Origin of the sequence: Vagococcus coleopterorum (genome assembly GCF_011303955.1) — a bacterium.
Classification (GTDB): domain Bacteria; phylum Bacillota; class Bacilli; order Lactobacillales; family Vagococcaceae; genus Vagococcus_D; species Vagococcus_D coleopterorum.
The window spans coordinates 72,530-94,609 of the sequence record NZ_CP049886.1 but is presented as its reverse complement, the minus strand read 5'-3'; the positions used below and the strand labels follow the sequence as shown (position 1 = coordinate 94,609).

Genomic DNA, 22,080 nt, shown 5'->3' with positions numbered 1-22,080 from the left:
GTTATGGCTATTTTTGGAATATTGTAGTTTATCTATGGTAAAATATGGTAAATAAAAGTGTTTTTTTATAAAACTCGCAAGTTTAACATAGCTTATATAGAGGAGTGATTTGATGTCAATAATAAAAAAAGCAAGCAAGTTAGCAAGGAAAACAATAGTCAGTGATGAAGCGCTAAACACTACCGTTGCACCAGTGATAGATATGATTGGTAAAACTTTAAGTGATAATGTAAAAGTTCCTGATTTATTAGGTGTAGAAGTACAAGAAGCCAAAAGAATATTAGAAGAATTAGGATTTATTGTAAGTGTATTAGAAAAAAGAAAACCAAATAGTAAGTACAGCCTATATAAAGTTAATGAAGTAGTTGATATGGAATATCCTAAGCCCAATCCATTATTAAAAGGGGTAGCCAAGGGCAGTGTAGTTAAGATTTATTTTGCGGATGAAGATGTTTTGAAAAGAAGTGCAAGTTGGACAAGTAAATTATTAAATTAGTATGTACAAATAATTTTTAACTAATGTAAAAAAGAAGCTTATCTTGAAAGAGGTAATCTTCTTTTTTATTGTTCAAGGGTTATCGTTTTTTGTGAGTTCTTCCAAGTGTTATACTTATCTTGTATAAATAAAGGAGGAATATTGTATGTGCACAAGTATTCGTTTAATTTCTGAAGATAAATCTGTTATTTGGGGTCGTACTCAAGAGTTTATGGTACCTTTCGGTCCTAAGTCTTTTGTTGAAGGACAACCAGCTTTTAATGCTTATGTGGGAATTGATGTCCCAGTGGGACATGTTTTAGAAGAGGCTGAAAGTCCAATTACTTTTAAACACCAAGTTATTGGTATGGCCATTGATGGTAAACCTTTTGGTAATGATGGGTTTGTTTTTGTTGATGGGGTCAATGATGCTGGTATCTCTTGTGGGATGTTATACTTCTCAAACTATGCTAACTACGGTAAAGCAGAAGAGATTAAAGCAGCAGGAAAAGCACCTTTAAGAAGTTCAGAGTATATGACGTGGGCTTTAGGTAACTGTGGTTCGCTACAAGAAGTGATTGAAAAATCACAAACTGAAGTTGGTGTGTCTGATACGAAGAATGACTTGGGTCAATCAGATCCCTTCCACTTTATGTTTACTGACTCAGAAGGTAATAGTATTGTAATGGAACCAATCAATGGTGATGGTACTTTCAAAGTTCATGAAAACCCACTAGGTGTGATGACAAATAGTCCAACCTTTGACTGGCACATGACGAACTTACAAAACTACACAGGCTTAACAAATAAAATGCGTGAGAATAAAATTATGAATGGTGATGTAGAAGTCCTAGCAGCAGGTAAAGGCTCAGGTTTAATCGGCATGCCTGGTGACTACACAGCTCAATCACGTTTTGTGAGAGCAGCTACTTTATTAACTCACAGTCGTCCAACAAAAGATAAAGATCAAGCAAGAGATGCCTTATTCCACATCTTAAATAGCTTTGATATTGCTAACGGAGTTCAAGATATTAGTGATGATACAATGAACTACAATACGCAATACACAGTTGGTTATGATTTGAAAAACAAAGAGATGTTTGTTTCAATGCATGAAAACAGACGTCTTCAAAAAGTAACAATGGCTAAAAGCCTAAAAGAAGTTCAACGCTATCACATTAACTACAATCAAGATGTTGTGGAAATGGAAAAAGCTTAAGATAACAAAAAAGTCACTAGTTTAGCTAGTGGCTTTTTGTTATAGTTAATAAGAGACTACGAGATTAAAAGGAGAGTTTATTATGAAACGTGCACTACAAATTATTTTTGCGATTATCGTCTTAGGACTGATTGTTTTCATCCCAGTTTATACATTAGTTAACGCCTTTAAAGCAGGTATGTGGCAAGGAATTGGCGTATTCTTATTCTTCCTATTCATCGCAGGATTTGTTAACTGGAAGTACCAAGAGAAAATGAAGTTGAAGAAGTAAGAGAAAACACCCTCAATTGAGGGTGTTTTTATGTATTTTGATGAAATTTTAATCAAAAAAATATTTTATGAACTGTTTATAATCGTTATATTAATGAACTATCATTGTAGTTTGTCTTAATAAAAAGGGTTTGATAATGTTTTATTAGAGTTATTAAAAGGAGGAGTAATAAATGAAGTTGATTAAATTAAAGATTGAAAATTTTAGAAGTTATAAAGAAGAGGTAAGTATTGATTTTGATGATCTTACAGCATTTATTGGTAAAAATGATGCAGGTAAGTCAACAGTATTAGAAGCATTAGAGATATTTTTTAATAATAATTTAGTGACTTGTGAAAAAGAAGATTTAAATGTTAATTCAAAAGATGATGAAATAAAAATAACTTGTTTATTTGATGAGTTGCCACAAGATATAACAATTGATAAAACTTCAATAACTACGTTAAAGGATGAGTGCTTATTAAATAAAGATGGTTTGCTTGAGATAAAGAAAGTGTTTAAAGCGACAGCTGCTAAACCAAAAGAAAAAGTATATATAGTGTGTAACCACCCAACAAATAAATATGTCAATGAGTTATTAATGTTAAAGCAAACTGATTTAAAGAAAAGAGCGAAAGAATTAGAAATAGATAAGGACTCGTACTCTGCAAATAATAATGTCAGTATTAGAAAAGCGATAAGACAAGCCTGTGCACCGTTACAATTTGAAGAAGTGGAAGTACTTGCTGACAGCGAAGATGCAAAAAAAATATTTGATACATTAAAATCTTATTTACCAACATATGCCCTTTTTCAGTCAGATCGAGCTAGTACCGAGGATGATAAAGAAGTAGCTGATCCGATGAAATTTGCTGTAAGGCAAGCATTAGAAGAATTAACTACTGAAATTGAAGAGATTAAAAAAGAAGTTATGCAGAAGGCTATGGAAACTGCTAATAGAACTTTAGAAAAATTAAATGAAATGGATAAAGAGTTAGCGAGTTCTTTAAAACCAGAATTTAAGAGTGAACCAAAATTTGATTCTCAATTTAAATTAAGTATACATTCTGATGATGGGATTTCTATAAATAAACGAGGAAGCGGTGCTAGAAGGTTAATTTTATTAAACTTCTTTCGTGCTGAAGTTGAAAGGAAAATGAAAGATAAAGACAGTAAAAATGTGATTTATGCGTTCGAAGAGCCTGAAACTTCACAACACCCCAAGCATCAAAAAATGATTATTGAGTCATTTTTAGAATTAGCATACAATACTAATTCACAGGTTATTTTAACAACTCATACTCCTGCCTTGGCTGGTTTATTACCGTTAGAAAGTTTAAGGTTTGTCACAATTCAAGATGATAAAAAGGTAATTAAAAGTGGAAGTTCTACAGTTTATAAAGAAATTGCGGATACATTAGGATTGGTTTCGGAAAATATATCTTTAATGACAAAAGCCTTGTTATTAGTTGAGGGACAGGGTGATGTAGTTTTTGTACGTCATCTTTGTACTATGCTAAAGGCTGGAGGTTATATTGATAGGACTTTAGAAGAAGCGGGATTCATGTTGATTCCTACTGGTGGTTGCGGGAATTTAAATGCATGGGTCACATACAATCTTGCAGAACAATTTAATGTTCCGTGGTGTGTCTTGCAAGATTCGGATTTAGGGACACAAGAAGGCGAAAAAAATATAAAAAGAATGGCTCCGTTGAAGAGTAAAGGAATTAAGGCATATCTTACCAAAAAAAGAGAACCAGAAAATTATTTACATCAAGATTGCTTTGAATTTCCTGTTGAAATTACCGATGATAATGATGTGAAATTAGCAGTTAATTTGGCCAATCCTAAAATTAGGCGTTCAAGTGTGTTAGAAATTTTTTGGCCAAAAATGACTTGTGATAATATTCGTGAAACAGAATATTATAGTGATGAGGATGGGAATGACTGTTATGAATTTACGGACATGATTTCAGATTTTTTAACGTTAGTTGACTAAAATAAACAATAAGAAAAAGACCAAGCTAATTAGCTTGGTCTTTTTATTTACATCATTTTTTCTAGTCTTGATCCGATTCGTGTGATGATGGTTGTTACTAATGCATTACCCATTGCGAAGTAGCGCATGCGGTCTGACATGGTATCTGTCCAATTATCTGGGAATCCGTTAAGACGTTCGCATTCGATTGGTGTTAGGATGCGATGTCTACCATTGACTTCGATTAAGTGAGTACTTCTATTTTTAGAACCTTCACTGGTTAACATTGTTCTACCTGGTTTGTTTAAATCATCAGTTGGTGACATACCACCTTCAGAGAAAATATATTTGTGACCTTCAGCAGACGTTCGTTCGATTTTCTTAGGACCACGCAGGTACTCGAACTTTTTAACTGCTTCATCATCTAAATAGTATTTCTTGTCTATCTCAGATTCAGGTTGAATAATTTCTTTTAACGTAACAGCTTTTTCTTCAACAGGAATTGTTTCGATAGTTGTGTATTCACCATTTCTCATAATACCTGTACTGTATATATTACCTGTAAAGTTGTCAGAAATTTCTACGATATCTTCAACTAATTTCCCTGTTGAACGACGACCTTTATTAGGATCGCTTGTTACTGGGAATTCTTGCGCGAATAATCCGTCATGATAAATGACTTTGTCATCATCAATGTTGGAAAGTTTTTGAGCTAAAGGTGTATCGTTTTTAGAAATGAAGATAAAGACACGTCGGCGACGCTGCGCTCCACCATATTCAGCTGCGTTAATCACACGCCATTCAACTGTATAACCTAAGTCGTTAAAGGCTGATAACATAATCGCAAAATCACGTCCGCGTTGTTTGGCAGGCGATTTTAATAAGCGGTCAACATTTTCAAGTAGTAAGTATTTAGGTTGGATAATCTTAGTTAAACGAATGATTTCCCAAAATAAGACGCCTTTTTTACCTTGAATACCTTTGCCACCAGATAGACTTCTGGCTACTGAGTAATCTTGGCAAGGAAATCCGCCGACAATCATATCCGCGTTGATTTCTTTTAATTTTTCTTCTGATAATGAAGCAATATCTTCATTCATATTTAAGCTATCTTTAAAGTGGCTATCGTAACAATCAAAAGCATCTTGTGCTTTCTTAGAAGGCTCCCATTGGTTAGCCCATTTTGTTTGGTATAAAGAGAAGTTGGCGCGTTCCAATCCTACTCTGAATCCGCCGACACCAGCGAATAATTCTAATATTTTTAATGGTTCATTCGACATAATATAACTCTCCTTTGTTATCTAGTATAGTATACAACATTTTTGACAAAAGATGAAGATCAAATTCTATAGATTAATGTAAAGTAAGAATGCTATACTATGTTATATAACCTACAATTTATAAAGGGAGCCTTATTATGCCGAAGCATACATTCACAAAGGATGAATTAATTGAAATTTTTGATGGAGTTAAAAATAAGACCTTAGGTAGCGTAGATAAAAATAATGTCTTTGATAAGACAAAAGATAAACCGAAAATAACTGGCATTGCAGGTGATGTTGTTGAGCAATCTATATTAGGCTATCCAGCAGACAATAAACAAGAGGCTGATTTAGTAGTAAATGGCTGGCCGGTCGAATTAAAAACTACTGGAATTAGAAGACCCAAAAGAGGGAATGGTCTTTTTGAAGCAAAAGAGCCAATGTCTATAACTGCTGTGTCTATTAATAAGATTGTCAAAGAAGAGTTTTTTACATCAAATTTCTGGCATAAATTAGAAAAAATGTTATTAGTGTTTTATCACTATGACTCAGAAATGACAGTTCCTGCAGCTGAATACGCTAATTTTTTAATTAAAGGATACACGTTTCACGAGTTTAATGAACTTGATGAAATACGATTAAAAAACGACTGGGAACTAGTTCGTGATTTTTTAATTAATATTCAAGAAACAACAAATAATCCCGAAGAACACTATCATAGATTATCATCTGAACTGAGAAGTGAATTAACATTAATTGATACAGCCCCTAAATATCCAAATCCTCCAAGGTTTAGATTAAAACGCTCAACAGTATCGTCAATTGTCGGTGATTATTTCGGTGAAGCATCAAAGAGATTGTCAAAAGATATAACATCTATGAAAGAGTTAGATTCAGAATTGAGAAGAATTGCAGATATTTATAGAAATAAAACGGTCCAGGAAATTATGAATCAGTTAGGTATAGACATTAAATTAAATAAAAAAGGTGATGTCTCTAAAAATATTTCTGAACAGATTGTTTGTAAAATGTTTGGAGTGGATGTAAAGAAACTTAGCAAGATTGAGTTGTTTGATAAATTAGATATGAGTGTTAAAACAATTACTCAAACAAGCAAGGGTAAAAGAACAGAAGATACTAAGTTTATTAACATAGATTTTGAGAATATGTTGAATCAAGAAAACGAAGAAGAATCACAATTGTTAAACTACTTTTTAGGAAAACAATTTTTATATGTTGTCTTTGAAGAAACGCAATCTAAGAGCAAGCTCTTGGATAATAAATTTATTGGATTTAAAAGATTTGTTTTCCCTGATGAGTTTATAAAGAGTGAATTGCAAAAACTTGAGAATGAAATAAAAGATTTAATTTTAAATGATAAATTAGTGGATGTTCCTGATATAGATTCTAAGACTGGAAAACAAGTAATAAATAAAACGGGCGTTCCGAAATCAGCGCCAAACTTTCCAAAATCAAGAACCAGTAATTTATTTCTAAGAGGAACAAGTAGTGATTCTACGAAAAAACCATTAACAATTAATGGGGTTGACATGTATTATCAGCAAGTGTGGATTAAAGGCAAGTTGATGGTTGAGATGTTAAACTATTTTGAAATCAAATAAAAAAGCCTAAATAAAACTAGGCTTTTTTATTTGTGATGATTAGATGGGATACAGCACGATTGTTTCGGTCTCTTATATTATATGTGTATGTTTTATCAAAGTTTTCTATCGTAAATTCGTCTCTGTTATACAGTGAATAAATAAAATTTGTATTTTTTATAACCAGAAGAAACTTAGCGGGTGTTGTTAATAAAAAGTCACGAAGTCGCTCTTGGTCAGAACCTTTAAAAGATCGCCCTTCATAATCGCTAAATTCAGTATCATACGGTGGGTCGAGGAAGATGAAATCGCTTGATGATAGAGTAAGTTGATCTAATAAAGTTTCAAAATCGTCGTTAAATATATTTGTATTCTCAAATAAAACTTTGGTTTTTTCATTGAAAATTTGATTAATTTTACGTGAAAAATCCTTGTTATTATAAGAAATCCCTCCGTAAGGTATGTTGAACGCTCCTTCAGAATTATACCTAAACATTGAACCGTAGCAATATTCTCTTATCCAAAAGAAATTTGCAATTGTATACTCTTTTGAGTAGGTATGTTTTAAAGGGGCTAATTGGATATCGTTATATACTTTTCTAAAATAAAGATAAAATCCAGATGTTATTCCAGTTATTAAGTTGTTTTCTAAATCAGTTTGGCACATTTGTTTTTTTAGTTCATTTTTTTTGGTTCTCTTGAATTTATCATTGATGGATTGAGCAAGAAAATCATAGAATATTTCATAATTGGTAATTATTTCATGAAACTCTTTGTTAATAAAGAGTTTCATGATTTCTTGTTTGGAAAATGATGCGTTAGTTGAATATTTTTCAAAAAATATATCAATATTTTTTGAAGTGTGATTTTTATAGTAAGAAAAAGCATCGTTGTATTGTAATAAGTAGAATTTGAAATGTTCATTTTGTGTTTTTACAAGTGAATAAAAATCAGTTAGGTTTGTTGAAATATCATTGATTACAGATTGTTTAGGATTTTCGTGAAAAAACACAGCTCCTCCACCAAAAAACGGCTCAATATATCTATCATATGTGGGAATAAGATGCTGAAATTCTTTTATTTCACGTGATTTTCCGCCGGGCCATTTAATTAATGTCATGGTGCACCTCCAGTAGTTTAATGTAGCAAAAATAAATATGTAAGTCAATGGAATTACATTTAGTTTGTCTTATGTTATTTTTTAATGGTATTCTAATATAAAATGAATAGTTAAGGAGGAGTTAAAAATGAAGAAAACTGTTTCGTGGCGTACGGCTCCAAGAAGTGTTTCAGTGTTAATTGAATGGTTGCCATATTTTAGTTTGTTCGAGGGTGAGGGATGGAACGAGAAAAAAGGTGGGGTCTTTGAATTAAGAAGAAAGTTAAGGTGGTTATATGAAAGTGATCGTGAGGAACCTGACTTAGATGTTGTTGGTATTCCTTTTGAAGATTTTGTAAAGGGAAGAATGAAAAATTCTATTGATAAAGAATCTCTTGTTCGTCAACAATTTACAACTGCAGAACAATATGGTTTTATGGGTTTAATAGATGAGGGTACAATTTTTATAACAGAAGCAGGACGAAAAATATTAAATAAAACATTCACACCTGAAGATTTCCTAGTTCAATTAATTAAAATGTACGTAGTTCCTAACAAAGAAGAAGAGGGGGTTTTCCCTTTTGCCTCTTTTCTAACACTGTTAAATGAATTTGATGAACTATCAAGATTTGAAGTATCGTATTTATTTGGTGTGACTTCTTCTGAAAATATTGGGAATGGTATAGCTGCTATTTCAGAGTTTAGATCGAGTTATTTAGATCCGAAAAAAATAAAAAATAAAAATAATACTGAATTAGTTTGGGAGCTGCATAAAAAGGTTTGGGAAAAACATTTCCCTGAACATCAATATTTGAAATCAGCGGGTGATTATTCCGATGCGTTCTTTAGAGCATTACTGTATACGGACATGTTCTATACATCTGGTCGCGGATTTTATACAAAAATTAGAGTGAAAGCTCATTATGAAAAAAAGTTCCATTTATTGTGTTCGGAAGATTATGTATTTTCTAAACCTAGTAAACAGAAAATTGTTATTAATGGACAAAATAAATATAAAGATGTCCCGTCTAGGGAGGACCTTAAGTGGTTCGGTGCTATTGGAAATATACGCTTACCTTGGGATAATAAAAAAGAACGAAAAGAAATTATTAGTAATACTCTTTTAAATGTAAATGCTGGATTTTCTGGAGAAGTTTTTTCTGCTGATGAAATAAAGAACCTTACATATGAAGTGGAGAATACAACCTCAATTAACAAACTAAAAGATTTGGAAGGTCAAATTTCTAAACAGATACAAATCCATAATATGACTCATTATATTGAGAAAGTTTCAAAAACTATTGAAGCTAAAGAAGATGTCTTGAACAGATTTGAGCTTATTGCCAATAACCAGTGCGAAATGAGAGCACTTTGGTTAGAGGTTAACACGTGGAAATCCTTAGTATGTTTAGAGGGAGATAAAGAAGTTATTCCTAATTTTAATATGGAAGAGGATTTAACCCCGAGATCATTTGCCCCAGGGGTAGGGAATACACCTGACATGGAACTATATACAAGTGAATATGTATTGGTCCCAGAAGTTTCTCTTATGACTGGTAAAGTACAGTGGGAGCACGAAGGTTCATCAGTAATTGATCATGTGTTGTCCAAAGTTAAAGAGAATCCAGGGAAAGAAGTGTTAGGGATGTTTATTTCAATGAGCATCAATGAAAGAACGCTATGGCAATTTTTCATTTTAAATAAAGTGAGTTGGATAGGTTCTGCTGTGCCAGTTGTGCCATTAACGATAAGTCAATATATTAAAATAATCGATAAATTGTATCAAAAGAATGGTCATATTGATGAACTGTATGAATTCTTAAGTGACTGTACAAACTTGGCTAAGCAAACTGATGATTTTAGAACTTGGCAAAAAGAGATAGAGGATAAGATATCTGATTTGATAAGATAAAAATTAGTTTGATAAGAGCATAGAGAAACAGCTTCCGAAAAAGCAGTTGTTTCTCTATAGTTGACACTATAATAGTTTTGTTATTTAACCAAAAATATATTTCAGTTCCCCTTGACGACTTTAGGAATATATTCCTATAATAGCGCAAGGCATCATGAAACTACATAAAAAAGCCAGTCTCTAACTGCGACAACAGGTAGAGATTAAGACTAGCTTCAGCATAGCTAATCACTGACTTGTAATTAATGTAACACCAACATTTTTATTTGTAAATGGATTTTGCTATCTAATTTCTGTTAAAGAATAAAATGTATTTGGTTTATTTTGCGAACCATAAAAGGTGTTAATATAATTAATTATCAAGAGGGGTTAGACGAGTTTAGTCTAACCTCTTTTTTATTTGTCATGTAGTTTTATGATTGCCGTATTATGTTATGTCACTTTTATTCAATTGTTGTAACGGGGAGACCTGAAAGGAGCTTTTCTAATGAAAAAATTAAGTGTCATTGGTTTACTTTTTTTAACAAGTGTTTTAGTGTTTGTTGGTTGCACAAGTAATAAAGAAGACAAAGAAGGGGCAACAGAAAATAAACTCGTCGTATATTCACCGAATTCAGAAGGGTTAATTGCAGCCACTATTCCTGGTTTTGAAGAAAAAACAGGCATTAAAGTTGAGTTAGTCCAAGCGGGGACGGGTGAATTATTTAAAAAAATTGAAACAGAAAAAGATGCTCCAGTTGCAGATGTTATTTTTGGTGGAGCGTATTCTCAGTATGCCGTTAGTAAGGATTTATTTGAAAAGTATACGTCATCGGAAAATGGTAAGATGGTTGAATCGTATCGAAATACAACCGGATACTACACGCCTTATACAATTGATGGGAGTGTCATCTTAGCGAATAAAAAATTAACAAGTGGTAAAAAAATAAAAGGTTACAGTGACTTGCTTGATTCAGATTTCAAAGGGAAAATTTCTAGTGCCGACCCTGCCAATTCTTCTAGTGCCTTTGCTCAACTAACAAATATGTTGCAAGCGATGGGTGGCTATGAGAAACCAGAATCTTGGAAGTATGTTGAAGATGTCTTTACATTGATTGATGGGAAAATTTCATCTAGTTCAAGTAATGTTTATAAAGCAGTTGCTGATGGCGAAATGTCAGTTGCTTTGACATATGAAGATCCTAGCGTGAAATTATTGAATGATGGAGCAGATGTTGAAATTATTTATCCAGAAGAAGGAGTTGTCTTCTTGCCTGCAAGCGCAGCAGTTATTAAAAATGCTAATCATGAAAAAAATGCCCAAGCCTTTATTGATTATTTAATTTCTAAAGATACACAAGATAGATTAGGGAAAGAAACTACAAATAGACCAGTAAGAAGTGATGCGGAAACGAGCGATAATATGCTTGATTTAAGTAAAATCCATGCTATTGATGAGGATATGGACTATGTTATTAACCATAAAGACGAGTTAGTTAAAAAATATAATGATATCTTTGTTGATATCCAATCTAAATAGGGGGGCTGAACCATGAGTGAAATAGTTATTTCAAAAGCCTTAAAAACCTATGGTGATCAAGATGTTATCAAAAATATTTCGTTGAAAATTAAAGATGGAACATTATTCACCTTGCTTGGTCCATCTGGTTGTGGGAAAACAACTTTGTTAAGAATGATTGCTGGTTTTAATTCAATTGAAGGCGGGGATTTTTTCTTTAATGAAAATCGTATAAATGATATTGAACCAAGTAAAAGAAATATTGGAATGGTTTTTCAAAACTATGCTATTTTTCCAAATTTAACCGTTCGAGCTAATGTTGAGTTTGGTTTGAAACAAAGAAAGCTAGCAAAAGATGTCATCGCGACACAAGCTAATAAATATTTAGATCTAATGCAGATAATGGACTATGCGGATAGACGCCCTGATAAATTAAGTGGCGGTCAGCAACAACGTGTGGCGCTTGCACGTGCCTTAGTTATCAATCCAGATGTGTTGTTAATGGATGAGCCGTTAAGTAATTTGGATGCTAAATTACGTGTAGATATGCGAAAAGTAATTCGAGAAACTCAGAAGAAAATTGGTATCACAACAGTTTATGTTACTCATGACCAAGAAGAAGCAATGGCTATTTCTGATCAAATAGCAGTGTTGAAAGGTGGCTTAATTCAGCAAGTGGGGACGCCGAAAGAATTGTATCATCGCCCAGTTAATATTTTTGTCGCATCCTTTATCGGACGGACAAATATTATTGATGGTCGTTTAATGAAGAAAAATAAAAAGACATATCTAAAATTTAATTCGGGACATGAAATAGAGTATCCTAGTTTGTCAGCTGTTGAAGAGCAAGATGTGAAAATTAGTGTTAGGCCGGAAGAATTTATTAAAAGTGATAAAGGGGATATTGCTGCGACTGTTTTAGACAGAGTCTATTTGGGATTAAATACAGAGTATTATTTATCATTATCGGAAGAAGAAACGATTCAAGTTAGTATTGAGTCAACATTTGAAGAAGATTATCAAGAAGGGGACACGCTAAAACTTGGAATAAATAGTGAAAAGATCAATGTTTTTAATTTTGATGGCTCCATGAATTTGTTGGGTGGTGCTTAAATGAAAAATAAAGAAGGCTCATTTATATGGGGTGGGAGTGCCGCATTTATTTTATTTACGTATTTATTATTTTTAGTTTATCCAGTTAGCAGTCTTTTAAAACAATCGATTATGGTTGCAAATAAGGTTAGCTTTGAAAATTTTATTACATTCTTTTCGAAATCATACTTTAATGAAACGTTGATAAATAGTTTTAAAGTCTCATTTATGGCAACTGTTTTTTCGTTAATAATCGGAACCGTACTAGCTTATTTATTTACGATGTATCAATTTAAAGGTAAGTCCGTTTTGCAAATACTTATTATTATTGCTTCGATGTCGGCGCCATTTGTGGGTGCTTATTCTTGGATTTTATTATTAGGGCGTAGCGGTGTTGTTTCGCAGCTTGCTACTAACTTATTTGGTATTAAGATGTTTGATATATATGGATTTACAGGTATTGTCATGGTTTTTACGCTACAATTATTTCCGCTAATATTTTTATATGTACTGGGTGCGTTTAAAAATATAGATAACTCAATCTTAGAAGCAGCAGAAGGTTTGGGGACAACTGGTTTAAAACGGATGTATCAAGTGATTTTACCATTGTTATTGCCAACTATTTCGGCGGGCGCTTTGCTTGTTTTCATGCGTGCGTTTTCAGATTTTGGGACACCCATGTTAATTGGGGAAGGATACAGAACATTCCCTGTTTTAATTTATACGGAGTTTATGAGTGAGGTAGGGGGAAATGAAGCGTTTGCCTCTTCCTTAGCCGTTATAGCCATTATTATTGCCCTAATTATTTTCTTAGGACAAAAATATGTCACCAATAAAAATACCTTTAAAATGAGTGCTTTACACAAAGTGAAAGATAGAGAAGTGGCTGGACTCAAACGTGTTGTTGTGTATCTTATTTCGTACGGTGTAGTCTTTCTTGCTATATTGCCTCAAATATATTTAATTTATACTTCTTTTTTGAATACGAAAGGAATGGTGTTTAAACCAGGCTATTCCCTTGATAGTTATCGACAAGCGTTTGATAGAACGGGATCAGCCATTTTGAACTCAATTAGAATACCGTTGATTGCCATTATTTTAGTTGTTATTTTTTCAATTTTTATTGCTTATTTAACAGTTAAAAAGAAAAGTTGGCTGACAGAATTAATAGATATTCTCAGTATGATTCCTTACGTAGTACCTGGAACTGTACTAGGTGTTGCTTTCTTAGCCGCATTCAATACGGGTGTTGGTGGAACGGGTGTGCTGGCAATTACTGGAACATTAGTAATTATTATTATATCGTTAACGGTTAGGCGTTTACCGTACACAGTTCGGTCGTCAGTTGCGTCAATTTCTCAAATTCCAGATTCGATTGAAGAAGCAGCTTCGAGTTTAGGGAGTAGTTCGTTTAATACCTTTGTCAAAATTATTGTGCCAATGATGCTTTCAGGTGTGATATCAGGTGCTATCCTAAGTTGGATTACAATGTTATCAGAACTTTCGACATCAGTTTTACTTTATAACGTCAATACTAAAACAATGCCAGTAGCAATTTATACCGAGGTTATTCGTGGTAACTATGGTATTGCCGCAGCGTTATCGACGATTTTAACAGCAATGACAGTTATCTCATTATTGCTATTTATGAAACTAACACATAGTAAAGAATTAACCATGTAGTCTCCGAACCACCCATCTCCGGGTGGTTTTTCTTTTGTTTCGAATCTCCTTGCAACACCCTAGATCTTATGACATCATACAAGTATAAATAGTAGAAGAGTGGTAAATTGTATGTTTAATAAATTCAAACAACATCCTTATATAGCGATTATCTTGATGGCTTTAGTAGCGAGTCTGATTGGTATTGGCATTCAATATGCCATAGACCAAACGATTTACAGGAGTGGGTTATATTCAACTATCTTTCTAACAGGTTTCTTTTTACTGTTGACCTATCAAAAGAATAAAAAGAAATAAGTTACTATAAAGGTCTCTTGTCATCAGGAGGCTTTTTAATTTCCCATCTTTTCTTATTCCATGTAAACTAGCAATAACAACAGAAAGGGTGAGGAGTATGTCAGAACCAAAGATTTATACCATGTCAGTCAGCAGTGTCTATCCGCTTTATTTAAAAAAAGTTGAGAAAAAAGGACGAACACAAACTGAGTTAGATCAAGTGATCACCTGGTTAACAGGGTATTCTGAAGCTCAGTTAGCTGAGCAACTTTCAAAAGAAGTAGACTTTAAAACATTCTTTCAAGAAGCCCCGGAGTTAAATCCCAATGTGTCATTAATCACGGGTGTCATTTGTGGCTACCGTGTAGAAGAGATTGAAGAACCATTAATGCAAAAGATTCGCTATTTGGATAAACTAGTCGATGAATTAGCAAAAGGCAAAGCCATGGAAAAAATCTTACGTACATCAAAATAAGAGAGGAGGTAGTGAGATGTTAGAAACGGCAATGAAAGAACTAGAAGCCTTGGGCACAGCCCAAACCAAAAAGACTTTAATGAATCATGGTGCTAGGGAACCTTTATTTGGTGTCCGCATTGGTGATATGAAAAAGGAATTAGTAAAGAAATATCGTGGTAATAATGACTTAGCCATTCAGTTGATTAAAACGGGTAATTCAGATGCTCAGTATTTAGCAGGTTTAATCATGAACCCTCAAGACTTAACCATTGAAACCATTCGTGAGCTAGTGCCATTCTTTACTTGGCAAGCCCAAAGTGAAGCTGTCCTAGCTTGTGTGGCTGCCGACAGTCCTCATGGTCAAACCTTGGCTGAAGAGTGGTTAGCAAGCTCGGATGAACGTCTTCTTCAAACAGGGTTAGTAACCTTATCTAAGTGTGCCTCTGTTTTAGAGGATGATCAGTTAAATCAAGAGTTGTTTAAAGAGGTGACCCAAGAGATGATGACACGTTTCCCTTCTGCTAGTGATAGCTTACAGTATGCTATTAATAATTACTTAATCTCATTAGGCAGCTTTACTCATGTCTTTCATGAAGGGGCGAAAGACTTATTAACTCAGATTGCCGATGTGAAAATAACAGCTCAATGTTCTGTTCCTGATGGTTTAGCAAAGCTTGCTAAGGTGGAAGAACGTGGCTCGGTTGGTAAAAAACGCAAGAAAGCGATGTGCTAAACATGATGGAAACTGTCTTAGGAAAGTTGAAAATTAAAGAGACACATGACTTAGTCATGGTCGGAACACCTGAAAACTATGGGAATAGCCCCTACAATGAAGTGGCTAATTTGGCTGAATTAAAGAAATCTGCCCGTTATTTATTTATCTTTGTTAAAGATAAAAATGAGTTTAAAGAGGTCGTTTTAAACTGTGACCGTCACCAACTTAAAGAGTCTGGTTACTTGTTTGTAGTCTATCCCAAACTTGCTAATAAGCTTGGCTTAGAAGGGGTTCACCGTGATGAGATTTTCCCGATGCTTTCTGTGGATGAAGACACCGGCTTGGTGGCTGGCAAAGACTTAAAGTTTAATCGCATGGTGAGCTTTGATGACAACTATACAGTCGTAGGGTTGAAACAAGTAGACCCGGAAAAAGAGAAGAAAGTGAAGAAAGCTTGTAACGAGGATTATGCTAGTCACATTCCTGAGTTAGCTGAGTTACTAGGTCAAACGGACCGAGGGGCATTTGATTTCTTTGTTGGCTTAACAAAAGGCTATCAAAAAAGCTGGGCCCAACATGTCTTTTCAGCGAAACAACAAGCCACTCAAATGAAACGACTAGAACAAACAGTCATGATTTTGAAAGCTGGACACAAATCTTTAAACTTATATCAACAAGCACAAAAACAGGCCTAAACGGCAGTGCTATCAGGATGCTTGTTAGTCCGTCATCGCAAAACAGGGTTAGCTCGTGAGGCGAGCTAGGCTTTCTGGTACAATCTAGGTATAAAGGAATCAAGGAGGAAGTCAAATGGATTTTGGGGCACAAGTGAAACACTTAAGAACAAGTCAGGCCTTAACTCAAGAAGAGTTAGCCCAAAAATTAAATGTCTCACGACAAACAATTTCAAGTTGGGAAAACAATCGCAACTTACCTGATTTAGAAATGGTAGTGACCATCGCCAAAACCTTTGATCTTTCTCTGGATAAATTGATTCTAGGAGATGATGATATGGAACAAAAATTAATCAAAGATGGTAGTGACGTTCGCAAATCAAGAAACTATAAAGTAGCAGCTGTCCTATTTCTTATTGGAGCCCTGTGTTTCGTGGCGAAAACGCTAGCACCAGAAACAATTGATGCCGACGGGATCCTACACGAACCGTTCTTCTTAATTCCAATTGGCTACTTGTTTGTCTTTATCGGAATTGGCTATGGCATTATCACCTTTATACGCAGTATTATTAGGAAACAAAAAAAGAACTAGCCATTGGCTAGTTCTTTTTAATTGTTATGACAGTATCCTCGGTGATTCGCATTCATCATGTTTCCGCGTTGGTTCATATGACCACGGTTGTACATTCTATCAGAACGATTGTTGCGTTCGTTCATGTGGCGGTCATAGTTGTCGTTATCCCAGTTATCTTGTTGACGTGAGTCACTTTGTCTTTCAACCAGTGAATCAAAGTTAATGCCACTTGCCATAGCAAGTTTTGCGCCAGTTCCTGCAACAGTTAACACTGCTACTAACGCGATGATAAATTTCATGGATTTCATAATCAACTTCCCCTTTGATTGAAACATTTTTAGATAGTCGTTATCTATAAGCTTAGTATAGTTTATAAAAGGAGAGAATAACATAAAGATATCATGATAAAGTTATGATTTTTTTGTGAAAGTTGGTCATTATGTAAAAATGTTTAGTTTTTTGGAATTCAGTTTGTCTGCTTTCTTTTAAAAAGGTATACTAGAACCATCAGAAAAGACAGACAGGATGGTGCAAGTCATGAGTTCGGGATATTTAGTTGTGTCGCTATTATGTTTTTGGGGATTTTGGGTTGTCGGCTTATTCCTTTTAATGCGTTTTAAAGACATGAAGTTAACCTCTCGCCTAAGCTACTTAGCAGCGACGATTTTATTATTAGTTGGCACAGGTTTCTTCTTTATGAAATCAGGTTTTGTCCAAAAAGATATTGTCATGAGTAAAGAAGAGTTTCGTCATGAGTTAGAAAAGAGTTTTGAAGATGGCATTAAAGAAGGTGCTAAGATGAAGTCTGATTACACAACCATTGAAAAAGAAGCTAAGATTGGTGAAAGTATTGAACTAGATAGTGGCTTAGCAGTCGATGTTAAAGAAGTGGTGGATCACTATGCTGAGTCAGGTCAAGTCGTGGTTGATTTTACAATTGCTAATAACACGGTTCATCACCAACGTTTCACAGGTTATGATTTCTCTTTATATGATGGTGAAGGTCATAAAGGGCGTGTCACAGAAGAGTTGTTTTATTCTGAAACCGTGGCACCAGGTAAAAAATCAAGTGGTCAAGTCGTTTTCCAAACAGAAAATGCCGGCCCTTACGAAGTACACTTTGAAAAGAACACCTGGAGTAGTGAAAAATAACTAACGTATCGAAGTGAGCCTGTGCTACACTTGGGTGAGTAAATTGATGGAGGAAGTCAAATGAGAAAGATTTTAGGACTGGTATTAGGGTTAGTTGTCATGATGACATTAGTCGCATGTGGCGCTCAAAAATTATCACAAGAGACATTAATGAAAAACAATTGGGTAACCGTTCAATCAGATGATGGTATTTCAATGGAGATGACTTTATCTTTTGATAAAGATGAAGTGAAAGTCACACCGAAAGTTAAGGAGTTAAACACGAAAGAAATTGATGAAGATGCCTTAGCCTTAGGTGAAGATTTCTTGAAAGGTGCTGTTGATGAGTTAGCTAAATCATTAGAAACAACTTCTAAATACACGATCAAAGATAATGAAGTGGTTGTGGAATCAACAGACTTCAGTGAAGGAACAGGCGATTACAAAATCAAAATGAAAGATGGCAACTTGGTCATCCAAGGTGAGGATGAAGTAACCTTTAAACCAGTTAAAAAATAGAGAAAATAAAAAAGCCCGCTTATCGATTTGATAAGCGGGCTTTTTTTAAGTTGTTTTATTCGAAATGAGCAGCGATTTCTTTAGCGAAACGCTCAACATTTTGGATGTCTTCTTCTTCAACTGCTAGGTCAACTTTGACACATGTGGCACCTTTTTTAGCGCCAGTTTTTTCGAAGGCTGCTTCGAAATCATCAACTGATTTACAGTACATTTCGTAGAAAGTATCCCCTGAACCAACAACGCCGTAGATTTTACCATCTAGGTCAACGTCTTGTAAGTCTTCAAAGAAGTCTACGATTTCATCAGGTAAGTCACCTTCACCGTAAGTGTAAGTGGCAACGATACAAATATCTGCATCGGCAAAGTCCTCTGCATCGACTTGGGTACATTCCTCTTGTTCTACTTCTATATCAAAGTTCTCTAACGCTTCAGCCACAGTGTCGGCTAATTCTTCTGTGTTCCCTGTTAAGCTAGCGTATACGATTTTTGCTAATGTCATGATTGTCATTCCTTTCAAACATAGTTGTCTAAAGAAATTATAACAGATATCTGCTTTTTTGAAACTAAAAAAGTTTAAGTCAAGCTGATTTGGCGAGGGCAGTAGAATGTGCTAAAATGTAAAGGCAAACCCGATGAGGGTGACTAGATAGAGGAGTGTTGACATGATTACATTAAAATCAGAACGTGAAATAGAAATGATGGATCAATCAGGAGCTTTGCTGGCTGATGTCCACCGTGAATTAAGAACATTTATTAAACCAGGAGTAACATCTTGGGATATTGAAGAATTTGTCCACAAATACATCGTAGACCACGGCGGAATTCCTGCCCAAATTGGTTTCGAAGGTTATAAATATGCGACGTGTTGTAGTATTAATGACGAAATTTGTCATGGTTTCCCACGTAAAGAGAAGTTAAAAGATGGTGACTTAATCAAAGTCGATATGTGTATTGATTTAAACGGTGCCATGTCTGACTCATGTTGGTCATACGTTGTAGGTGAATCAACTGAAGATATCGACCACTTAATGGAAGTCACTAAAAAAGCTTTATACCTAGGTATCGAACAAGCGACAATCGGTAACCGTATCGGTGACATCGGTCACGCAATCCAAACTTATGTTGAAGGCGAAGGTTACGGTGTGGTCAAAGACTTCATCGGACACGGCATTGGCCCAACCATTCACGAAGCGCCAATGGTACCTCACTATGGTGAACCAGGTAAAGGACTACGCCTAAAAGAAGGTATGGTTATTACGATTGAACCAATGGTGAACACTGGTACATGGAAAATGAAAATGGACGACAACGGTTGGACAGCCCGCACGCAAGATGGCGGACTAAGCTGCCAATACGAACACACTATTGCGATTACTCCTGACGGTCCAAGAATTTTAACGTCACAAGGGGATCAATAATCACAAGCAATAAGATCTGAGGAATACATGAAATTGTTGAAAAAAATAGCCAGCAACAAATGGCTAGTCAAATTAACTCAATCCATTCAATTGCGAACGACAAATGCAGAAGTTGGTACATCAGCGGCGACAATCGCTTATTATCTATTGCTGTCGCTTTTTCCTTTGACGATTGCCATTGGCAATATCCTGCCTTTCTTTAAGATTGATGCGGCAACGGTCTTACCTTATATCGAGACGATGGTACCAGCTTCAATCTTTAGAATGTTATCAGGGACCATTGAAGATTTGTTAAGCACCTCTAACGGAGGCTTGCTTTCTATCTCGGCGATTGCCACTGTTTGGGCCAGTAGTCGGAGTATTAATGCCTTGCAAATCTCATTGAATAAAATCTATGACGTGCAAGGTCGTCACAATATGCTAATCAAACGACTTTTTTCATTTGGGATGATTTTCTTATTCTTGATTACGATCATGCTAGTAGCTGTCCTGTTCAGTATGGGGCAACGTATCTTGGATATTGTTTTACCAATGTTTAACTTGTCGCCAGATATTTCAACGTGGTTTACCACGTTGAAGTGGCCTGTGACCATGGGTTCTTTATTCTTAACTATGAGTTTAATTTATGCAGTTTTACCAAATGCAAAAGTCCGCATTCGCTCAGTGGTGCCAGGCGCCTTATTTTCTACAATGGGTTGGATGTTGTTAACACAGTTCTTTGGATTATATACAGATTATATTGCTAAAGGATTATCAAGTTACGGCGTGATCGCCGGTTTCATTATCTTTATGCTATGGCTAGACTTTTCAGCTGTGGTCATCATCATCGGCGGTATTATTAATGCCGTGATTGAAGACATGACAGGGGATGGTCTGATCCAACGGAAAGATCCAATTGAACTGTCTGTCGGTAAATGGCAGTCATATAAAGAAAACAATAAAAAAGAAAGCTAAGATAAATTCTTAGCTTTCTTTTTTTACTTTATTTTTAATTTTCTCGATTTTCTTTTCAGCCACGCGTTTATCACGGTAAGCTTTGTTACCCACATATTTTAAAGCGTTGATTAGCGGTTGACGGTTACTACCTGACAAACCAATTAACTCAACGAATAATTCTACTGCAAATAGTAAGGCGATGATTAAGAAAATATTGGCTAGGGTACTAGCGAAACTGTACATAATTGCGATACATGAGAATAAAATTGCTAATCCGTAAATCATTAAGACCGCACCACGGTGGGTAAAGCCAAGTGATAATAAACGGTGATGCAAGTGCATCTGGTCGGCAGTTGAAATAGGTTGCTTATTCAATAAGCGACGAATAATTGCGAAGACCGTATCGGTAATCGGGACACCGAGAATGATTAGTGGTGTAATCAGCGAAACGAGTGTGGCATTTTTTAAGCCTTGTAAAGATAAAACAGCAATCATGAAGCCTAAGAATAAAGCTCCCGTATCCCCAAGGTAAATCTTGGCGGGATTAAAGTTATAAGGTAAGAAACCAGCAGAACAGAAGATTAAAACAAAAATAGTAATTGGTAATTGTGAGGCTACTGCCCCAGAAGCGGCTGCGATATACCCAACAATTCCGATAGCTGCTAGCGCAATCATAGAAACTCCTGTAGCAAGGCCATCTAAACCATCAATTAAATTAATCGCATTTGTTAAAGCGATAATCCATAGTAGTGTTAGTGGTAAGCTTAGGAAACCAAAGTCGATTTCAGTTGAAGAAAAAAGATTAATGATGTCAATCCGAGCCCCTAAAACGAAGAAGGCCAGTAAAGCACCAATCGTAATCCCAACTAGTTTTTGACGAGGGCTTAACTCAAAGATGTCATCTAGTAGACCGGTCGCAACGACGGCTAAAGATGAAACGATTAAACGCCAAGCAAAGTCAAAAGGAATGACATCTGGAAAGATAAATAATGTTGCAATCACGAATGTTAAAAAAATGGCTAAGCCACCAGCTGATGGCATCGGCAACTTGTTGATGCGGCGTTCATTAGGCTGGTCGACAGCATTTATTTTAAAGGCTAATTTTTTAATTAAAGGTGTCAATGCAAAGGCTAATAGTCCTGTTAGAACTAAACGAATACTGACACTAAGAAACTCATTCATACGTAAACCTACTTTCATTAGTCTTGTCTATTATACCTAAGTTCTTTCGAGCTGCCAACCACTTTTAACGTAGGGAATAAATTAAGTTTTCTTAATACTTAAAGGCTTATTTTATTTACATCCTGAATT

Annotated in this window: 22 protein-coding genes; 17 read left to right on the top strand and 5 right to left on the bottom strand. The window is 35.0% G+C overall.

Annotated features, from left to right (window positions below):
- Positions 1-112: 112 nt before the first annotated feature.
- The 4 genes from G7081_RS00490 to G7081_RS00475 all read left to right on the top strand — a co-directional run bounded on the left by G7081_RS00490 (position 113) and on the right by G7081_RS00475 (position 3,943).
- Positions 113-496 (top strand): PASTA domain-containing protein, encoded by a 384-nt coding sequence (locus G7081_RS00490; RefSeq protein ID WP_166006397.1) that lies wholly within the window; start codon positions 113-115, stop codon positions 494-496.
- Positions 497-641: 145 nt separating this feature from the next.
- Complete coding sequence (locus tag G7081_RS00485) at positions 642-1,694, top strand: linear amide C-N hydrolase (RefSeq protein ID WP_166006395.1); 1,053 nt, start codon at positions 642-644, stop codon at positions 1,692-1,694.
- A gap of 82 nt (positions 1,695-1,776) precedes the next feature.
- Positions 1,777-1,965, top strand: coding sequence for a hypothetical protein (locus tag G7081_RS00480; RefSeq protein ID WP_166006393.1), 189 nt, complete (start codon positions 1,777-1,779; stop codon positions 1,963-1,965).
- A 172-nt stretch (positions 1,966-2,137) separates the two neighbouring features.
- On the top strand, positions 2,138-3,943 hold the full coding sequence (locus G7081_RS00475) for an ATP-binding protein (protein ID WP_166006391.1): 1,806 nt from the start codon (positions 2,138-2,140) through the stop codon (positions 3,941-3,943).
- 47 nt (positions 3,944-3,990) lie between these two features.
- Here the strand turns inward: G7081_RS00475 and dcm are convergent, their stop codons facing one another.
- Positions 3,991-5,202: a DNA (cytosine-5-)-methyltransferase gene (gene dcm, locus G7081_RS00470; RefSeq protein ID WP_166006389.1), complete on the bottom strand. Its 1,212-nt coding sequence runs from the start codon at positions 5,200-5,202 to the stop codon at positions 3,991-3,993.
- Positions 5,203-5,339: 137 nt separating this feature from the next.
- Here dcm and G7081_RS00465 point away from each other — a divergent pair, with 137 nt between their 5' ends.
- Positions 5,340-6,806, top strand: coding sequence for a MutH/Sau3AI family endonuclease (locus G7081_RS00465; RefSeq protein WP_166006387.1), 1,467 nt, complete (start codon positions 5,340-5,342; stop codon positions 6,804-6,806).
- Between the two features lie 16 nt (positions 6,807-6,822).
- On the opposite strand, the gene G7081_RS00460 is transcribed toward G7081_RS00465, so the two are convergent.
- Positions 6,823-7,905 carry a DNA adenine methylase gene (locus G7081_RS00460; RefSeq protein ID WP_166006386.1) on the bottom strand — a complete coding sequence of 361 codons (1,083 nt, stop codon included), beginning with the start codon at positions 7,903-7,905 and terminating at the stop codon, positions 6,823-6,825.
- Between the two features lie 127 nt (positions 7,906-8,032).
- Between G7081_RS00460 and G7081_RS00455 the strand changes: the two genes are divergently transcribed.
- The 8 genes from G7081_RS00455 to G7081_RS00415 all read left to right on the top strand — a co-directional run bounded on the left by G7081_RS00455 (position 8,033) and on the right by G7081_RS00415 (position 16,783).
- On the top strand, positions 8,033-9,796 hold the full coding sequence (locus tag G7081_RS00455) for an AlwI family type II restriction endonuclease (RefSeq protein WP_166006384.1): 1,764 nt from the start codon (positions 8,033-8,035) through the stop codon (positions 9,794-9,796).
- A 487-nt stretch (positions 9,797-10,283) separates the two neighbouring features.
- Positions 10,284-11,315: an extracellular solute-binding protein gene (locus G7081_RS00450; RefSeq protein WP_166006382.1), complete on the top strand. Its 1,032-nt coding sequence runs from the start codon at positions 10,284-10,286 to the stop codon at positions 11,313-11,315.
- 12 nt (positions 11,316-11,327) lie between these two features.
- Positions 11,328-12,407: an ABC transporter ATP-binding protein gene (locus G7081_RS00445; RefSeq protein WP_166006380.1), complete on the top strand. Its 1,080-nt coding sequence runs from the start codon at positions 11,328-11,330 to the stop codon at positions 12,405-12,407.
- Positions 12,408-14,069 (top strand): ABC transporter permease, encoded by a 1,662-nt coding sequence (locus G7081_RS00440; protein WP_166006378.1) that lies wholly within the window; start codon positions 12,408-12,410, stop codon positions 14,067-14,069.
- A gap of 394 nt (positions 14,070-14,463) precedes the next feature.
- Entirely contained in the window at positions 14,464-14,820 is a 357-nt protein-coding gene (locus G7081_RS00430; RefSeq protein ID WP_166006374.1) for a DUF2200 domain-containing protein, read from the top strand.
- Positions 14,821-14,836: 16 nt separating this feature from the next.
- Positions 14,837-15,535 (top strand): DNA alkylation repair protein, encoded by a 699-nt coding sequence (locus G7081_RS00425; protein WP_166006372.1) that lies wholly within the window; start codon positions 14,837-14,839, stop codon positions 15,533-15,535.
- Between the two features lie 2 nt (positions 15,536-15,537).
- A complete protein-coding gene (locus G7081_RS00420; protein ID WP_166006371.1) occupies positions 15,538-16,212 on the top strand; it encodes a YdeI/OmpD-associated family protein in 675 nt (224 codons plus the stop codon).
- Positions 16,213-16,327: 115 nt separating this feature from the next.
- On the top strand, positions 16,328-16,783 hold the full coding sequence (locus G7081_RS00415; RefSeq protein WP_166006369.1) for a DUF3955 domain-containing protein: 456 nt from the start codon (positions 16,328-16,330) through the stop codon (positions 16,781-16,783).
- 17 nt (positions 16,784-16,800) lie between these two features.
- Here the strand turns inward: G7081_RS00415 and G7081_RS00410 are convergent, their stop codons facing one another.
- On the bottom strand, positions 16,801-17,073 hold the full coding sequence (locus G7081_RS00410) for a hypothetical protein (RefSeq protein ID WP_166006367.1): 273 nt from the start codon (positions 17,071-17,073) through the stop codon (positions 16,801-16,803).
- A gap of 229 nt (positions 17,074-17,302) precedes the next feature.
- Here G7081_RS00410 and G7081_RS00405 point away from each other — a divergent pair, with 229 nt between their 5' ends.
- Positions 17,303-17,917 carry a DUF4352 domain-containing protein gene (locus G7081_RS00405; RefSeq protein ID WP_166006365.1) on the top strand — a complete coding sequence of 205 codons (615 nt, stop codon included), beginning with the start codon at positions 17,303-17,305 and terminating at the stop codon, positions 17,915-17,917.
- Between the two features lie 60 nt (positions 17,918-17,977).
- On the top strand, positions 17,978-18,415 hold the full coding sequence (locus G7081_RS00400; RefSeq protein ID WP_166006363.1) for a hypothetical protein: 438 nt from the start codon (positions 17,978-17,980) through the stop codon (positions 18,413-18,415).
- A 55-nt stretch (positions 18,416-18,470) separates the two neighbouring features.
- Here G7081_RS00400 and G7081_RS00395 read toward each other — a convergent pair whose 3' ends face one another.
- Positions 18,471-18,914, bottom strand: a complete 444-nt coding sequence (locus tag G7081_RS00395) for a flavodoxin (protein WP_166006361.1) — start codon at positions 18,912-18,914, stop codon at positions 18,471-18,473.
- 163 nt (positions 18,915-19,077) lie between these two features.
- Between G7081_RS00395 and map the strand changes: the two genes are divergently transcribed.
- Both map and G7081_RS00385 read left to right on the top strand, forming a co-directional pair.
- A complete protein-coding gene (gene map, locus G7081_RS00390) occupies positions 19,078-19,833 on the top strand; it encodes a type I methionyl aminopeptidase (protein WP_166006359.1) in 756 nt (251 codons plus the stop codon).
- 27 nt (positions 19,834-19,860) lie between these two features.
- The gene (locus G7081_RS00385; protein WP_166006357.1) at positions 19,861-20,787 is read left to right on the top strand and encodes a YihY/virulence factor BrkB family protein; all 927 of its coding nucleotides are present in this window, start codon (positions 19,861-19,863) and stop codon (positions 20,785-20,787) included.
- A gap of 9 nt (positions 20,788-20,796) precedes the next feature.
- Here G7081_RS00385 and G7081_RS00380 read toward each other — a convergent pair whose 3' ends face one another.
- Positions 20,797-21,951 carry a glycosyltransferase family 4 protein gene (locus G7081_RS00380; protein WP_166006355.1) on the bottom strand — a complete coding sequence of 385 codons (1,155 nt, stop codon included), beginning with the start codon at positions 21,949-21,951 and terminating at the stop codon, positions 20,797-20,799.
- Positions 21,952-22,080: the final 129 nt, after the last annotated feature.

Bases quoted from the DNA above. Each gene is read 5' to 3' on its own strand.
- G7081_RS00405 (WP_166006365.1), top strand. From the start codon at position 17,303: ATGAGTTCGGGATATTTAGTTGTGTCGCTATTATGTTTTTGGGGATTT.
- G7081_RS00460 (WP_166006386.1), bottom strand. From the start codon at position 7,905: ATGACATTAATTAAATGGCCCGGCGGAAAATCACGTGAAATAAAAGAA.
- G7081_RS00480 (WP_166006393.1), top strand. From the start codon at position 1,777: ATGAAACGTGCACTACAAATTATTTTTGCGATTATCGTCTTAGGACTG.
- G7081_RS00380 (WP_166006355.1), bottom strand. From the start codon at position 21,951: ATGAATGAGTTTCTTAGTGTCAGTATTCGTTTAGTTCTAACAGGACTA.
- G7081_RS00395 (WP_166006361.1), bottom strand. From the start codon at position 18,914: ATGACATTAGCAAAAATCGTATACGCTAGCTTAACAGGGAACACAGAA.
- G7081_RS00440 (WP_166006378.1), top strand. From the start codon at position 12,408: ATGAAAAATAAAGAAGGCTCATTTATATGGGGTGGGAGTGCCGCATTT.
- G7081_RS00455 (WP_166006384.1), top strand. From the start codon at position 8,033: ATGAAGAAAACTGTTTCGTGGCGTACGGCTCCAAGAAGTGTTTCAGTG.
- G7081_RS00400 (WP_166006363.1), top strand. From the start codon at position 17,978: ATGAGAAAGATTTTAGGACTGGTATTAGGGTTAGTTGTCATGATGACA.
- G7081_RS00450 (WP_166006382.1), top strand. From the start codon at position 10,284: ATGAAAAAATTAAGTGTCATTGGTTTACTTTTTTTAACAAGTGTTTTA.
- dcm (WP_166006389.1), bottom strand. From the start codon at position 5,202: ATGTCGAATGAACCATTAAAAATATTAGAATTATTCGCTGGTGTCGGC.
- G7081_RS00465 (WP_166006387.1), top strand. From the start codon at position 5,340: ATGCCGAAGCATACATTCACAAAGGATGAATTAATTGAAATTTTTGAT.
- G7081_RS00490 (WP_166006397.1), top strand. From the start codon at position 113: ATGTCAATAATAAAAAAAGCAAGCAAGTTAGCAAGGAAAACAATAGTC.
- map (WP_166006359.1), top strand. From the start codon at position 19,078: ATGATTACATTAAAATCAGAACGTGAAATAGAAATGATGGATCAATCA.
- G7081_RS00420 (WP_166006371.1), top strand. From the start codon at position 15,538: ATGATGGAAACTGTCTTAGGAAAGTTGAAAATTAAAGAGACACATGAC.
- G7081_RS00430 (WP_166006374.1), top strand. From the start codon at position 14,464: ATGTCAGAACCAAAGATTTATACCATGTCAGTCAGCAGTGTCTATCCG.
- G7081_RS00425 (WP_166006372.1), top strand. From the start codon at position 14,837: ATGTTAGAAACGGCAATGAAAGAACTAGAAGCCTTGGGCACAGCCCAA.
- G7081_RS00385 (WP_166006357.1), top strand. From the start codon at position 19,861: ATGAAATTGTTGAAAAAAATAGCCAGCAACAAATGGCTAGTCAAATTA.
- G7081_RS00475 (WP_166006391.1), top strand. From the start codon at position 2,138: ATGAAGTTGATTAAATTAAAGATTGAAAATTTTAGAAGTTATAAAGAA.
- G7081_RS00485 (WP_166006395.1), top strand. From the start codon at position 642: ATGTGCACAAGTATTCGTTTAATTTCTGAAGATAAATCTGTTATTTGG.
- G7081_RS00445 (WP_166006380.1), top strand. From the start codon at position 11,328: ATGAGTGAAATAGTTATTTCAAAAGCCTTAAAAACCTATGGTGATCAA.
- G7081_RS00410 (WP_166006367.1), bottom strand. From the start codon at position 17,073: ATGAAATCCATGAAATTTATCATCGCGTTAGTAGCAGTGTTAACTGTT.
- G7081_RS00415 (WP_166006369.1), top strand. From the start codon at position 16,328: ATGGATTTTGGGGCACAAGTGAAACACTTAAGAACAAGTCAGGCCTTA.